Source organism: Cellulomonas sp. P5_C5 (assembly GCF_054049655.1).
In genome coordinates, this window is record NZ_JBFULY010000039.1 from 16,696 (window position 1) to 30,398 (window position 13,703).

Genomic DNA, 13,703 nt, shown 5'->3' on the forward strand with positions numbered 1-13,703 from the left:
CGCCTACTGTCGCCCGTCCAGGACCCGCACGACCGACTCGAACCACTCCCGGAGCGAGATCCCGTCGTCGCGCGGGTCGTAGTACGAGTCGGCCTCGTTGATCCAGCGGTGGGCGAGGACGTCCTCGTCCTGCGTGTCCGCAAGGAGGCGAACGATCTCTCGTCGCAGGGAGCTGATCGTCTCCTCATCGACGCTGCCGGCGAAGTTCCGGACCACTCCGAGCGGCTCGCTCGCCTCGAGGTCGTAGTCCTGGTGGAAGTAGGCGGCTCCGAAGTAGCTGATCGGATCCTCACGACGCGGTCGGCTCTTGCCGTGGCGGTCGCTCATGCTCACTCACCTTCCCGCGTGGCCACCCGTGGATGGTGCGATGCGGTCATCGCGTCGGCGACCTGGTCCCACAAGGCCTGGAGGACGCGGTCGGGGGTACAGGCCTCGCCCCAGACGATCGCGCTCACCGTCACGTCCCTTCGTGCGCGCCGTCTCGTCGACGGATGCTAGCCCGCGGTCGTGTCGACGGTGGCCACCCGCGAAAGGGCAGGCCAGACTGGCACGATGCAGCTTCCCGTGATGCCGCCCGTGGACCCCATGCTCTCCAAGTCGGCGGCGTCCATCCCGAAGGGCAAGCTGTACGAGCCCAAGTGGGACGGGTTCCGGGCGATCGTGTTCCGCGACGGGGACTCCGTCGAGATCGGCTCGCGCAACACCAAGCCGATGCAGCGCTATTTCCCGGAGATCGTCGACGCGGTGCTGTCCTACCTCCCCGACCGCTGCGTCGTCGACGGCGAGATCATCGTGCCGTCGTCGTCGCACAGCGGGCTCGACTTCGAGGCGCTCCTGCAGCGCGTGCACCCGGCCGAGTCGCGTGTCCGGCTGCTGTCCGTCGAGACGCCCGCGCTGCTCGTCCTCTTCGACGTCCTCGCGCTGGGGGACGACGACCTGACCGGTCTGCCGTTCTCCGAGCGGCGCGAGGTGCTGTCTTCCTTGGTGTCGCCTGGCGGTCCGATCTCGATCACCGCGCAGACCTCCGATGTCGCCGTCGCCGAGCGCTGGTTCTCCCAGTTCGAGGGTGCGGGGCTCGACGGGATCGTCGCCAAGGACCCCGCGGGGCTGTACGAGCCCGGCAAGCGGACCATGCAGAAGGTCAAGCACGAGCGCACCGCCGACTGCGTGGTGGCCGGGTACCGGACGCACAAATCCGGTGACGACGCCGTCGGCTCTCTGCTGCTCGGGCTGTACAACGAGGACGGTGTCCTGGCCTCGGTCGGTGTCGCGGCGTCGTTCCCGATGGCGCGCCGAAAGGAGCTGGTCACCGAGCTCGCTCCGCTGGTCGTCCCTCTCGAGGGGCATCCCTGGGACTACTCGGCGCTCGCCCGCACACCTCGTGAGGCGGCGGGGAGCCGGTGGTCGGCGGGGAAGGACCTGTCGTTCGTGCCGCTCGAGCCGTCGCTCGTCGTGGAGGTTGCGTACGACCACATGGAGGGCGTGCGGTTCCGGCACACCGCGCAGTTCCGCCGGTGGCGGCCGGACCGCGAGCCGTCGTCGTGCACCTTCGAGCAGCTCGAGGAGCCCGTGTCGTACTCGCTGAAGGACGTCCTCGCGACCAGCTGACCGGTCCACAGGCTGCGCATGGGTGCGCTCCAGCGACCTCTCGGGCGCGGGGCGTTGTCTTTTCCTTGACGGCGCCACACGGGGGCCGGCGGGAGGTTCTTGCGATGGACGAGCAGCGGGTTTCTGGAGCAGCGGACGCTCCTGACGGGGGAGCGGGCGCGCGGACGCCGGGCGAGCCTCTTCGCAGTGCGGGGACGTCGCAGTCGGCATCGGATGTGCCCCCGAGCGTCTCTCCGGCGGGACTCTCGTCGGAGGGCTCGTTGGGAGTCTCGACGGGCGTCTCGTCCGAGGTTTCGCCAGGCGTCTCGTCGGGAGTCTGGCCGGAAGCCGCGGAAGCCGCGGGAGCCGTCTCGTCGGGAGTCTCCTCGGCAGGCGAGGCGCCGTCACCTCTCACCTCCGGAGGCGTCGCCGTCGCGACGAGGCCCGTCGTCCGCCGAGGTCTCGCGTTCGGCGCGGCGGGTGGGGCGCTCGCGCTCGGACTGCTGGCCGGGGGAGTGAGCGGCGGTCTGATCGCCGCGTCGCAGGCGCCGTCGGGTACCGATGACGCGACCCCGTCGACCATCGAAGGGGCCGCCTACGCGCCCCCGACGGTCGAGGAGCAGCTCCCACCGTCCTGGGGTGGCAGCGCCCCGTCGACGACGGACCAGTCGGCCGCCACCGCCGCGACCGCGGACCAGCAGGTGGGTGTCGTGACGATCACCAGCACCCTCGGATACCAGAACGCGCAGTCCGCCGGCACAGGAATGGTGCTGACGTCGAACGGGCTGGTGCTCACCAACAACCACGTGATCGAGGGCTCGACGTCGATCGAGGTGACGATCGAATCGACGGGCGAGTCCTACGTGGCCACCGTCGTCGGCACGGACGCCTCGTCGGACGTCGCCCTCCTCCAGCTGCAGGACGCGTCGGGCCTGGCCACGGTCGCGCTCGACGACGACGCCGGCGTGGCTGTCGGCGACGCGGTGACAGCAGTCGGCAACGCCGAGGGCGGCGGCGACCTGCTCGCGGCCCTGGGCAGCGTGACGGCTCTGGACCAGACGATGACGGCATCGTCGAACGGCTCGACGCCCGAGACGCTCGACGGCCTCATCCAGTTCTCCGCCGCCGTCGTGCCAGGGGACTCGGGCGGCCCGGTCTTCGATGACGAGGGCGAGGTCATCGGCATGACCACCGCCGCGTCGAGTGGCACCGTGGACACCGTCGCCTACGCGATCGACATCGAGGACGCCCTGGTCATTGCGAACCAGATCCAGACCGGCGCCGCCTCCGACACCGTGACGATTGGATACCCCGCCTTCATCGGGATCGCGCTCGGCACCGACGGCTCCGTCGCCGGGGTTCTCGAGGGCACGCCCGCCGCATCGTCCGGCCTGGTCGCCGGCGACGTGATCACGGCCGTGGACGGGGTGCCGGTGTCGTCGACCTCTCCGCTCTCCACGCTCCTGGACACGTACGCGCCTGGGAACACCGTGACGCTGACCTGGACCGTTGCCGCCACCGGCGCCTCCACCTCGGCCCCGGTCACCCTGATCGCCGGACCGGCCGACTGAGGGAATGAGCACGACCGGCCCGCCGTTGGGAGGTAGGCTGGCGAGGCTGGTCGCGCTTCGGCGCTGCCGGTGCTTGAAAACTGAACATGGGGGTGATCGGTTTCGACGGTGATCGTCGAACCAGGAGAAGCGGGTCGAGGACGCACGGTTATCTCGTCAACGCTCCGTGCAAACCAATAGGTGCMAATACAAACCGCACCGACTTCGCCCTCGCCGCCTGAGCGAGTCCCGAAGTCCGTTGGCCTGAGTACGCTCTCGACTCAGTAACCAGCGTCATCTAGAGAGCCACTGCTGGTAATCCTCGTCAGTGGGGTTGCCGGGACTTTTAGCTGACTGGGCCCGTCCACGGCTTGCCTGTGTGACCGTGGGGGCCGAGAAAATCACAGCAGGCTGCACCCGGAGAATCCCTGGTACTGCGTCACCGGACGCGGGTTCGATTCCCGCCACCTCCACCCATCTGACCTGCGGAAACGCAAGTCATGTTGACCAGAAGTAGCCATCCGTTGACTCGGGTGGCTATTTTTGTGTCTGTGGCGAGCATCCGCGAGCGCCGGCGCCGCGATGGCTCTAGGGCCTTCGCCGTATTGTGGCGCGATCCCGATACCGGGCGCCAGACCTCTCTCACCTACGACGATGAACGCGACGCAACTGTCGCCAAACAACTCATCGAGGCTGCCGGTGGTTATGCGGCTGAAGCTGCGCGGATCGCCGATGCCGTGCGGCATCGTGGCCCGAGTGTCGACGATGTCATCTCCGAGCACATCGAGTTGTTAACCTCGGTCGGCGCGGACACCCGTGCCCACTATCGCCAGCAACTCGCGTCGCACATCTCGCCGGTTCTCGGCAGCTACGCCGTGAAGTCGATCACCTACCGGCACGTGGCCACCTGGGTTCGCACGATGACCGAGCGTGGCTACGCGGCCAAGACGATCGCGAACGTGCACGGTCTGTTCTCCGCTGCGATGTCCACCGCGGTCCGGCTCGGGTACCGCGAGGACAACCCGTGCGCGGGTGTCGAGCTGCCGAAGTCGCAGGCGACGCACGACGATATGACCGTCCTGACACGGGACGAGTTCGCGCTCTTGCTGTCGAAGGTTTCCGAGTACTACCAGCCGCTCGTCCTTCTGCTCGTTGCTACGGGGCTCCGGTGGGGCGAAGCGACCGCCCTCACGGTCGCCGACTTCGACCTCCGATCGGCGCCGGCGACGGTGCGTGTGACCAAGGCATGGAAGCGCGATGAGAATCGACACTGGTTCGTCGGGCCACCCAAGACAAGGCGCGCGCGGCGCACGGTGTCGCTGCCCAACGACCTCGTTCCCGTTCTACGAGGCGTCGTCGCCGAGAAGTCGCCTGGCGACCTGGTCTTTCCGAACACGATCGGAAACCAGCTGTCGTCGTCGAGGTTCTGGACTCAAACATGGACGCCGGCGCTTGACGCCGCGATGAACCCGTTGCGGCCGGATGGGTCGCCGGACCCCGGCGCACCGAGGCTCACCAAGCGGCCCCGCGTTCACGACCTGAGGCACACCCACGCGTCGTGGATGATCGCGGCGGGCGTCGACCTGTTCATTCTGCAGCGGCGACTCGGGCACKAGTCGATTACGACGACCACCGAGACCTACGCGCATCTGCTGCCCGATCAGCAAGCCTCAGCGGCTGCTGCTGCAGGCCGAGCGCTCGAAGGGCTGGTAACGCCACCGTCGGCCACCGGCGACGCACGCTGACGCATCGATCGGCCGTTCGCGCTGATCGGCCTTGCGCTCGAGAGGCGTCCGCTGCGCTGCCAGCTGCTCTTCACCCTCCCGCAGTTGTCATCACGACGCACATCGGCAGCAGATCGAGCACGGTGGTCAGCTGGACACGGTCCTGCTCGGATCGTTGCTCTGACGTGGTGGTTCACCTCACGCCCTATGACTACTGCGCGGGGACGTGCAGCAACGCTGGGATGGGTGGGAGCAGTTCCTGTTCGACTCGCTCGCGACGCGGGGATGCGTCGGATCTCGAGGCGGACGCGACTCCTTCGGCCGCCCAACTACCGGGTTCGCAGAACGATGACCTGCCGTCCGCTTGATGGCCGCCTCGGTCCACGAGAACTCTATTTTGGCATCCTGCGGTCGAGGGCCATTACGCCGTGAGCAAGTTTGGTCMCGCGACAGCCGTGCAGCCGAGGCCCAGAGTCGTCCGGGAGTAACGCTACGGGTAGTAACGGGTACGTCTCCCCACGTCAGCGGCGCAAGACAGCCGTGGGATCCCGGCGTGCCTGGCTCGCCGTTAGGCGTCGGAGCGGGTCGCGGTGCAGTCCGCGCAGCGACGGCTCTAYTGCGCCGCGGACCTCTCGAATGTCGGGCCGTTCTCCCAGATCACAGCCACCCCGTGGGATCGCAACAGTTCGATGAGATCCTCGCTCGGACGGACGGGAACAAGGAGTGCCCTCGCCTTGTGGTCGAGGAATCTGCTGAGGTCCAAGATCTGCCCGAGTCCGGCCCGGATGTAGATCCGTCCGGCTGAGGCCTTCGCCTCGATGAGTTCGCTGGTCGCCTTGTTGAAGACGTCTGTGAAGACGTACCCGCCACCGGGGATCGGAATCCGGTGGCGCACGCTCTCCTCGTCCAGCGAAGCGAGCCAGGCGGCGTAGCGCTGAACCAGAAGGGCTTCGCGGCGCACGGCGACGGGAGGCTCATCCGGGCGTTCCAATGCGTACTGCTCGACGTCGACCACCTCCAGGGGAAGTTCTTCGGGGGTGGGAAGGTCGTCGTTGACGGTGTCGGCGTCCGAGTGGAGAAYGGGTCCGAGAGGCCGCAGGCGATAGACGACGACGGACCGCATCTCTCGGTTTCGGTCGAGGGCGTCTGCGCGATAGTAGGGCGGGTCGGGGAGTTGGAATTCGCCAATATAGGTGGTGGACGTGCCCTCGCTGCGGAAGAGCCTGATCGCCCTGCCGAGTGCGGGCGCGTCCAATAGGGCCTTGTTGCCGCCAGACCGCAGCGTCTGATCGCCGACCTGCCCGTCACCTGTGTAGTGGAAAGTGCCGTCGGCGTGCCAGCCGTCGTACTTGTAGCCGAAGACCTCGCCGACACGAGGTTTGGTGAACAGGAAGACGCTGTGCGCTTTCACCGCGGGCTCCATCCCGCCGTACCGGCCGCCGCCCCACCGATCGTGCAGTTCAGTGCGGACGAGCGTCTCGCCGGCCTCGATGTCCCATGTCGCCATGGGAGGACCTTGCCAGAGGGCACCAGCTATCCAGCTTGCGCCGACGTCTCGCCATCTAGGTTCACCCCAATGTGCTGATCGCGCGCACTCATCCACCACTACGGGGGATGCGCCGACCGATCGGCCCTCGGACACGCCGGGGCGACTCAGACATCGGCTCGGGTGACGTGCGACTCAAGACCGCTCAGAACATCTGTGGATCGCCCTGCACGTGTGGCCGGCGTTGGTGAGCACGGATGGATCGGACCGTTGCGCCGAGCGCGCCTAGGTCTGTCGACGCGTTCTCTGGTGGCTCGTCGTCTTCGGTATGTCCCGGGACGGTGGCGAGCCGGATGAGGGCATCGACGTGCTCCGGAAGGAACCGGATCTTGCCCCGCCCGAACCTGAGGTGCGGCACGCGGCCGCGCCGCGCCTGCTCCCGGACCCATGAGATGGATATCCCAAACGACTCGGCGACTTCCTCCGGCGTCGCCGCTGTGTACTCGATGCCCATCCCACTGCTCCTTCCGCTTACCGACCTGAACGTTGATTTGCCGGGGGTGGTACCGCGCCCAATCCGGCGTTCGCCGACCAACAGGCACGACGAGCCACCGGTCATTGCTCTCCAGCGCATAAGGCCTGGACGTACGCGTCGAGTGCCGCGACGGGTACGCKGCGGCGAGTCCCGATCTTCACGCTCACCAAAGTCCCCGCCAGGATCAACTCGTAGACCTTGGTACGACTGATGCCGAGAGCGAGCGCGGCCTCTTCGGTCGTGAGCAGCAACTTCGTCGCGACCGTCATGGTCAGCTTCGATGGGAGGGAGCGCTCGTAGGAAGGCCCGCGATGTACTGCTCGAGGTCGGGACGGCGGACCCGGCGTAGGCGTTCTCCGATCAGCACGGAGGGGAGTCGGCCGGAGCCGAGCAGACCGTAGACGGTGTCGCGGCCGCAGCCGAGTTCGGCCGCGACGTCGGAAACCGAGAGCAGGATCCGGGCGTGAGGCGCCTCATCGACGTGCACGTTGGTCACTGGTCCTCCTACCGGAACATCGCGGTTGCGGGGACGGCCGGGCCCTGGGCGATGGTGCGCTGCGCGCTGGCGATCGTGAGCGCCGCTTGCCGCCGCGGCAGGCCGGCCGTCACGGCGGCGTCCATGAGTGGATCGAGCTGGACGATGCCCGCCTCGGTGGCACGGCAGGCGGCCCAGAACAGGGCGTTGTTGCGGTTGCCGGGAATCTGCCGTGCGACGTGCGACGCGAGCCAAGCGGTGCGCTGCGCGTCCGAAACCTGCGCCGGCTCGCGCCGCGACGGACGCGGAGGAGCTGGCGGCGAGACGAGGTTCGCAACGCGGGCCCAGTCGAGGGGCTGGCCGGGCGCCGAGACGGCGCGGAGGACCTCGTACCGCCGGGAGTAGGCCTTTGTCTGGCCGAGGGACGGCGGCAGGAGGACATAGCCACCGGTGGCGCGGAAGTCGATGTGCTGGTCCCGCAGCGACCTGTTTCGCTGGTCGGTGCCGGGGTAGTGCAGGTGCAGACCACCCGACGGGGTGCGGATGGCGCGTCGCCAGCCGTCCAGCGCACCGGCGACGGCCGCACGGCGGTAGGCGGCCCACCCGTTGCCCTCGGGACGCACGTCGACGTCAAGGACGTCGAACCCCGGTGCGCCCGTGGGGGTCGCGATGTTGGCCTGGGGGCGCCACGTCCACCAGTCACGGATCTGGCCGGGATCGGTGGTCGCATCAAGGAAGCCGCTGCTCGTCAGCGGAGTCTTCCCACCGGGTAGGCACGGGAAGACCCGGATGCCCGCCTCGGCGTAGGTCAGCGCGTGCGCCAGCAGATTTGGTGCCGGGTCGGTGGCGTTCACGTCCATCCTCCTCGTCGACTGAAGCGTCGTCCGGGGGAGTGTTCGGTGCGCGCACGCCGTTTAGTCCGCTGCAGGGACGTGGTTCCKCCKATTGCCTTGGACTGGGGCGCCGCGCACGATCAGGGGCGCGTTTGGCGGCTCCTGGCTGCCATGATCACGGCATGACGAGCGCACAGACCGTCGTAGTCGCCGGTCGACCGATTGCGGAACCTGCAGCAGAGCTGGCGGCGTACKGGATTGCTCACCACAAGACTGTCGAGCGGTACGACTTGGCCGGCATCGGCGAGCCCGATGTGCTCGCGCTCGACGAGGTGGCGCGCAGTTGGGTTATCGGGGGTCGAGTCAGCAAGATCCAGGCGACTTGGTTTGTCGAGCGCGGCCGGTCAGCGCCGTGGGAAGACGTGCCTGCCGAGAGTGATCTGGCGGACGCCGATCCAAGGTCGCTAGACGGTCTGTACGAGGCCGCAAGTCGTTTATACGGGCACTTCCGTTCCGACGCCCCACGCGGCGTGAGCACCGCCAAACTGCATAAGGTGCTGCACGTCAAGCGCCCCGCGCTGTTCCCGATCCTCGATTCCCATCTCCTCGCCGTGTACCGGGAGCCGGCAACGTCGGCGGCGCTGGCCAACCCGAAGCTGGCCGCGCGTCGCTTGTACTGGGTTGCGATCCAGCAAGACCTGCGCCGAGAGGACAACCGTCGAGCGCTCGCGCAGGTTCGCGAGCATCTCGCGCACTACGACGGCGCCGACGCTATCGAGGAAGGTCATGTGAGGGTGATGGCGACGCTGTCCGACCTGCGGCTGCTCGACGCGGTCGCGTGGAGATCGTTCGGCGGCCGGGATCCTGGCTCCAGTCTTCTCTCACTCAGCGGATTCTGACGAACAGGGAACAGGTGCTCGTGCTCCATTCGGCCGATGCGGCCGCCGGGCGGGCGGCACACTGCGAAAGGCCGGCGGCGACTCGATCCCGCACAGAGCAGAGGAGCGAGCGTGGAGCAGACTGAGAATTCGGATGTCGCGGGGACGCTTATAGAGATCTTCGATGACGACGATCTTGTCCTGTCTTGGCGCGCGAACTCTGCGTCTGAATCCGATATCGAGGTGCTGAGGTTCGACGCCGAGCATCAACTGCTCCGGCTGTTCCCGAGGACCCGAGGTGCATCCGGTCAGCTCACCCAGCAGTTCGACCAGGTCGTCGAAATCCAGTTCGATGCCGACGTCGTCCGCTGGTGGAATCCGCGCTGGCACAGCGACGAGAACGACCGAGGGCTCCTCGAGGTCTCGAAGCTTCCCGACGGGTTCGAGCGGGTGTACGCCAATGGAGTAGGCCTCGAGCGCGGCTTCCAGGGAATCGTCCGGGAGATCGAGGAGCACACCGACTGTTCAGTCGTGCGGATCGTAGCGTCGGGGCCGGAGGGTCCCGATGGGGAGGTATTCCGCATCGCCGCCCCGACGTTCGGTACCTGGGTTCGCACCGTGAGGACCAATCGCGGGCGCGGCCGTGAAGCTGCGCATCGTGTGAATGAGGCAGCCCAGCACAACATCCTCGCCGAAGTGCTCGGGTTGGACCCTGTGGAGCCACGTTTCAAGCGGAGCCCGATCATCAACGCGATGACCGAGGTCGTCGACAAGGGCTATCGGCTGACTAGTGACGAGCGAGCGATCCTCGTCGAGCAGGTCGTCGCGGAAGCGCCTGAGGTCGCCAAGACAGAGCCGATGCAATTCGGGCGTCTGCGCCAGGATCTCGAACTCGTTTCCCTCGATGTCCTGATCGAGCAGTTCGAGCAGGGGCTGCGGAGCGCGCCGAAGAGCGAGACGTACTGGCAGACGTTCTTCAACGCAAACGAGTTCGCGCTGCAGTTGATCTTCTCCGCGCCCGTCAGGCTGTACTACGAGCACCTGCACGTGAAGGGCAGCAACGCGATGGGTCATGGTGGCCGTATCACGGACTTCGCGCTGATCAACCCGATCACGCTCAGTGCGCACGTCGTCGAGATCAAGACGCCGGGTGCCGATCTCACACCCCCGGGGAACCCGTACCGCGGTGCGGGCGACGCGGCGGTACACGCCCCCAGTTCGGAACTGAGTGGGGCGATAGCGCAGGTCCAGTCGCAGGTCGCGTCTATGCGTGAGCACTTCCCTACGATCGTAAAGGACACCCCTGGCCTGGGGCCGATCGATCCCCAGGACGTGATCGGGGCGCTGATCATCGGCCGAGTTGGCGAGTTGTCGGCTCCGCGGTTGGCATCCTTCAAGCGCTACCGCGCAGGGCTTCACGGCATCACCGTGCTCGGATTCGACGAGGTCTTGGAGCGGCTCCGGGCTCTTCGCACGATGTTGAACTCTCCACCCGCAACGGTCTCCCTATCGGGCGAGCCCGAGAGCGGCRCAGCCGAGTCGACGCAGGCGCGCGTTGCTTTGGTGCCCGGTGGATCGCATCCGGGCGTAACCCGGCGGCCCGTGGCTCGGCGTGTACCGCGTCCCGGGAGTGCACAGCCCTGAGCACCGCAGGAGTCAGGAAAGCACTTGGTCGCCCTGGCGCCGATGCATTAGCAGGAGATAGGGGCAGCGCGATCGGTGGTCACGTTTCAAGGGCTGCACCAGACGGATAGCGGCGCGTTGATTGTCGTCCGCAGATACGCCTGAGTGGACGCGAGCAAATCGAGTTGCGGTGTGGACGCCCTGGTGATCGACATCCCCGGCTGCACGATGACGATGCGCATGCTGGTACGGAGAACCAGCGACTTCTCCTGCAGTTCGAAGAGTTTGGAAGGGTCGCCTACTTCGAACGGGCTCCTTCCGTCGCGGTTGTGCTTGGTTTGCGCTCGTGAGAGCAACGTCTTGAAGAACGGGCGCAGGTCCCGGCGCCAGCGCACGGATTTCTGCGCCTGACCGCACAGCTCGTAGAGGTCGGCCACCCGAGCACCGGGGGTGTCCCCGTGGGAGAACTTGCAGTGGACGAGCTGGATCAGCAGCGTGTCACCCTCGATGCGCAGGCACACGAGATCCGCGATCTCGCCGGTGCCATCGTCGTCGAGGATCACGTCCCACCCGGCGGGGTCGGACGTGAGTTCGGCGATCGCCCGAAATTGAACAGAGTGCGGCAGGCGAGCGACTGTTTGCGACTCGGTCCGGATGTTGATGCCGGTCCAGTCCAGCGGGGTGAGCTGGTCGGTGTCGAACGGTGGGCGGTCCCATGTGGGGCGGTAGAGCATGGCGCCGTCAATGATCCGGTCGTGGTCGAGGATGAACGTCAGACCGTTGTCGTTCAGCCACTGGCTCAGCGGCTGCTGAGATCTTGCCTTGACGACTGTCACCTCTTCGTCGCCCATGCAGGTGTACCTGATCGCGCTGTCCTGGATGTCTGCCTCGTAGGTGACGGACCACGCCCCGGAGTGGACGTCGAATCGGAACGGCCCGGTCGAGTTGGTCGTGTCGGGGACGAGGTCGGTGCGTGACGCGGGGTGCACGCTGTCGTGGAGAGAGAGCCTGAGGTTGTCGGCGTTGTTCAGGTAGATGCTCCACGGCCACTCGACCCCAAGAAGGACACCGTCGGGTCGGGTCGTCAAGGGCTCKGGGAAGATGAACTGCCCGATCACGTGGTCGATGCTGATGGCCTCGTCGAGGAGTTTGTCACCGATTGAGTCACACCAGTCCCGCCAGTGCTTGAGGCTGTGGGCGGTCGCGTGTGACCAGATTCGTCCCTTGAGCGATGCGCTGATGGTCACGTGCTCCCCGTTGCGGTAGCCGCCCCCAGAGATGTTGGTCTGCGACTTGGTGCCCGCCTCGGCTTGGGAAAAGCTTGCGGTGACGTCCGACCCCACGTGCATCGAAAATCTTCGGAACTGATCACGGGCGTCGATAACGCCCACGTTCGTGGGGACCAGGCGCTGGATGTCTGCCATGACGCGGTAGACGGTCGTCCCGGTGAAGCGCGATGCGCCAGAGCCGACGACCGCGGTCGCCAGGTCCTCAAACACGCCGTCGTTGGCGGAGTGGTTGATGTACAGCAGACGACGTTCGCGATCGAAGTACAGGACATACAGTTCGTATGCGATCTCTTCAACGTTCCGCAGGTCACCCCACCGCACCGAGGAGCGGCGCTCGACCACACACCAGGCGACGCCGGCGTCGGCGTTGATGCCGATCGGCTCGGTGTACAGGTTGGCCTCGCCGAAGAAGTCGACCAGATGCAGCGGGTCCCACTCCGACGTCGTGGTCCGATACACGACGGTGCTGAGCTTTGGCAGCAGGTTCCGCAGAGTAACTTCCGCGGGCAGACTCGTGAAGCCTGCCTCGAAGTCGCTGACCTCCTGCTGTTGTCCGACCGCTGCCGCCGTAACGTCACGCAGGATCAGGTTCCAGTCGGAGTCCTCGGCGTACAACTGGCGAAGGCGCKGGTCGACGTCGATCTCGGTTCGCGCGACGAACATCGACGCCTCTCCGTACGCACCGTCGGAGGACGTGCGGGCGAACCGTCCGATGAACTGCAACGTGACGCCCAGGCTCTTCTGCGGGTCGTGCACCGCTGCGATCTTCAGGGCGGGCAGGTCGAAGCCCTCACCGAGCATGTTCACGCAGACGACGATGCGGCAGGCGCGCGACGCGAGGCCGTCGAGAGCGGTCTGCTGCGTTCTCTTCGACAGCGTGCTGTTGATGATCGTGGGCGCCAGATCCGCAGCGATCCGCTCGTAGTGCGGCAGCACCGCCTTCGCTCGCTCGACACTCCTCACCCGAGCCATCAGGACGTGGTCGTGGCCGTTCGCGAGGTCGGCACGGAGTTGTACTACGGCTTCGTCGGCGACGCGTGCGTCGATGTCATCGAAGTCGATGACGGCCTTGTAGTTGATCCGCGAGAAGTAGTCCTGCATCTGCGCTTCACGCAGMGGGAACGTGTAGATCGCGCGCCCTTGCAAGTGTTTGCCGTCCTCGCGGAACGGTGTCGCCGTGAACTGCACGACGGGGCGATCGGAAAATGAGTTTCGGATGGTGGACCACGTGTTCGCGGCCACGTGGTGTGCCTCATCGACGAACAGGTGGGTGCACGCCCCGAGGAGAGCGCTCAGGGCGTCGTCGTTGCTCTTGAGAAGCGCGGCCGGCGTCGAGACCATGACGTTGCACGCAGACGCGAAGGCACGTGCGGCCCCCGGGTCCGCGAAACCGTGCTCGATACGTCCGACACTCGGGCGTTGGGCGCTCGGCGCGACGACGCCGAGCTTCTGGAGAACACCGAGCGTCTCGAACTTGGCGGCGATCTGCTCGCGCAATGCGTCCGAGGGCACCAAGACGAGCAACCGCGGGATCCTCGCTGCTACCAGCAGGGCCAGCATGGTCTCGGTCTTGCCTGTGCCGGTGGGCATCACGACTGTGGCCGGCGTCGTGGCCTTGGTCGTCCAGTATCCGAGGACGGCGTGCACGGCACCGAGCTGGGGTGACCGGAGACCGGGCGTGCCGGGCTCACTCTCGGCGAAGCTCAACGCCTCCCGGTAGGAC

Annotated in this window: 13 protein-coding genes and 1 other RNA gene; 6 read left to right on the forward strand and 8 right to left on the reverse strand. The window is 66.7% G+C overall.

The genetic code is table 11. The features are described 5' to 3' along the window. Positions 1 to 3 precede the first annotated feature (3 nt). Both ACXJKF_RS20645 and ACXJKF_RS20650 read right to left on the reverse strand, forming a co-directional pair. Positions 4 to 327 (reverse strand): contact-dependent growth inhibition system immunity protein, encoded by a 324-nt coding sequence (locus tag ACXJKF_RS20645; RefSeq protein WP_456789602.1) that lies wholly within the window; start codon positions 325 to 327, stop codon positions 4 to 6. Positions 328 to 329: 2 nt separating this feature from the next. Beyond that, on the reverse strand, positions 330 to 455 hold the full coding sequence (locus ACXJKF_RS20650; protein ID WP_456789603.1) for a hypothetical protein: 126 nt from the start codon (positions 453 to 455) through the stop codon (positions 330 to 332). A gap of 97 nt (positions 456 to 552) precedes the next feature. Here ACXJKF_RS20650 and ACXJKF_RS20655 point away from each other — a divergent pair, with 97 nt between their 5' ends. The 4 genes from ACXJKF_RS20655 to ACXJKF_RS20670 all read left to right on the forward strand — a co-directional run bounded on the left by ACXJKF_RS20655 (position 553) and on the right by ACXJKF_RS20670 (position 4,882). Continuing rightward, positions 553 to 1,608, forward strand: a complete 1,056-nt coding sequence (locus tag ACXJKF_RS20655; protein WP_456789604.1) for an ATP-dependent DNA ligase — start codon at positions 553 to 555, stop codon at positions 1,606 to 1,608. Positions 1,609 to 2,102: 494 nt separating this feature from the next. After that, the gene (locus ACXJKF_RS20660) at positions 2,103 to 3,158 is read left to right on the forward strand and encodes a S1C family serine protease (protein ID WP_456789605.1); all 1,056 of its coding nucleotides are present in this window, start codon (positions 2,103 to 2,105) and stop codon (positions 3,156 to 3,158) included. Positions 3,159 to 3,246: 88 nt separating this feature from the next. Then, positions 3,247 to 3,613, forward strand: a transfer-messenger RNA (tmRNA) gene (ssrA, locus tag ACXJKF_RS20665). Positions 3,614 to 3,688: 75 nt separating this feature from the next. Beyond that, positions 3,689 to 4,882 (forward strand): tyrosine-type recombinase/integrase, encoded by a 1,194-nt coding sequence (locus ACXJKF_RS20670; protein WP_456789606.1) that lies wholly within the window; start codon positions 3,689 to 3,691, stop codon positions 4,880 to 4,882. Between the two features lie 592 nt (positions 4,883 to 5,474). Here the strand turns inward: ACXJKF_RS20670 and ACXJKF_RS20675 are convergent. The 5 genes from ACXJKF_RS20675 to ACXJKF_RS20695 all read right to left on the reverse strand — a co-directional run bounded on the left by ACXJKF_RS20675 (position 5,475) and on the right by ACXJKF_RS20695 (position 8,211). Continuing rightward, positions 5,475 to 6,368: a hypothetical protein gene (locus ACXJKF_RS20675; RefSeq protein WP_456789608.1), complete on the reverse strand. Its 894-nt coding sequence runs from the start codon at positions 6,366 to 6,368 to the stop codon at positions 5,475 to 5,477. A gap of 184 nt (positions 6,369 to 6,552) precedes the next feature. Then, the gene (locus tag ACXJKF_RS20680) at positions 6,553 to 6,861 is read right to left on the reverse strand and encodes a helix-turn-helix domain-containing protein (RefSeq protein ID WP_456789609.1); all 309 of its coding nucleotides are present in this window, start codon (positions 6,859 to 6,861) and stop codon (positions 6,553 to 6,555) included. A gap of 101 nt (positions 6,862 to 6,962) precedes the next feature. Beyond that, positions 6,963 to 7,151, reverse strand: coding sequence for a helix-turn-helix domain-containing protein (locus ACXJKF_RS20685; RefSeq protein WP_456789610.1), 189 nt, complete (start codon positions 7,149 to 7,151; stop codon positions 6,963 to 6,965). Between the two features lie 2 nt (positions 7,152 to 7,153). Further along, entirely contained in the window at positions 7,154 to 7,378 is a 225-nt protein-coding gene (locus ACXJKF_RS20690; RefSeq protein WP_456789611.1) for a helix-turn-helix transcriptional regulator, read from the reverse strand. An 8-nt stretch (positions 7,379 to 7,386) separates the two neighbouring features. Next, a complete protein-coding gene (locus ACXJKF_RS20695) occupies positions 7,387 to 8,211 on the reverse strand; it encodes a bifunctional DNA primase/polymerase (protein ID WP_456789612.1) in 825 nt (274 codons plus the stop codon). A 161-nt stretch (positions 8,212 to 8,372) separates the two neighbouring features. Between ACXJKF_RS20695 and ACXJKF_RS20700 the strand changes: the two genes are divergently transcribed. Together ACXJKF_RS20700 and ACXJKF_RS20705 are read left to right on the forward strand one after the other, a co-directional pair. Then, positions 8,373 to 9,089, forward strand: coding sequence for a DUF6308 family protein (locus ACXJKF_RS20700; protein ID WP_456789613.1), 717 nt, complete (start codon positions 8,373 to 8,375; stop codon positions 9,087 to 9,089). 111 nt (positions 9,090 to 9,200) lie between these two features. Continuing rightward, positions 9,201 to 10,712 (forward strand): Shedu anti-phage system protein SduA domain-containing protein, encoded by a 1,512-nt coding sequence (locus ACXJKF_RS20705; protein ID WP_456789614.1) that lies wholly within the window; start codon positions 9,201 to 9,203, stop codon positions 10,710 to 10,712. A gap of 86 nt (positions 10,713 to 10,798) precedes the next feature. On the opposite strand, the gene ACXJKF_RS20710 is transcribed toward ACXJKF_RS20705, so the two are convergent. Then, positions 10,799 to 13,687 (reverse strand): DEAD/DEAH box helicase, encoded by a 2,889-nt coding sequence (locus tag ACXJKF_RS20710; RefSeq protein ID WP_456789615.1) that lies wholly within the window; start codon positions 13,685 to 13,687, stop codon positions 10,799 to 10,801. Between the last annotated feature and the right edge of the window lie 16 nt (positions 13,688 to 13,703).

Excerpts from the sequence above, each read along its gene's own strand:
- ACXJKF_RS20645 (WP_456789602.1), bottom strand. The coding sequence starts at position 327 with ATGAGCGACCGCCACGGCAAGAGCCGACCGCGTCGTGAGGATCCGATC.
- ACXJKF_RS20655 (WP_456789604.1), top strand. The coding sequence starts at position 553 with ATGCAGCTTCCCGTGATGCCGCCCGTGGACCCCATGCTCTCCAAGTCG.
- ACXJKF_RS20680 (WP_456789609.1), bottom strand. The coding sequence starts at position 6,861 with ATGGGCATCGAGTACACAGCGGCGACGCCGGAGGAAGTCGCCGAGTCG.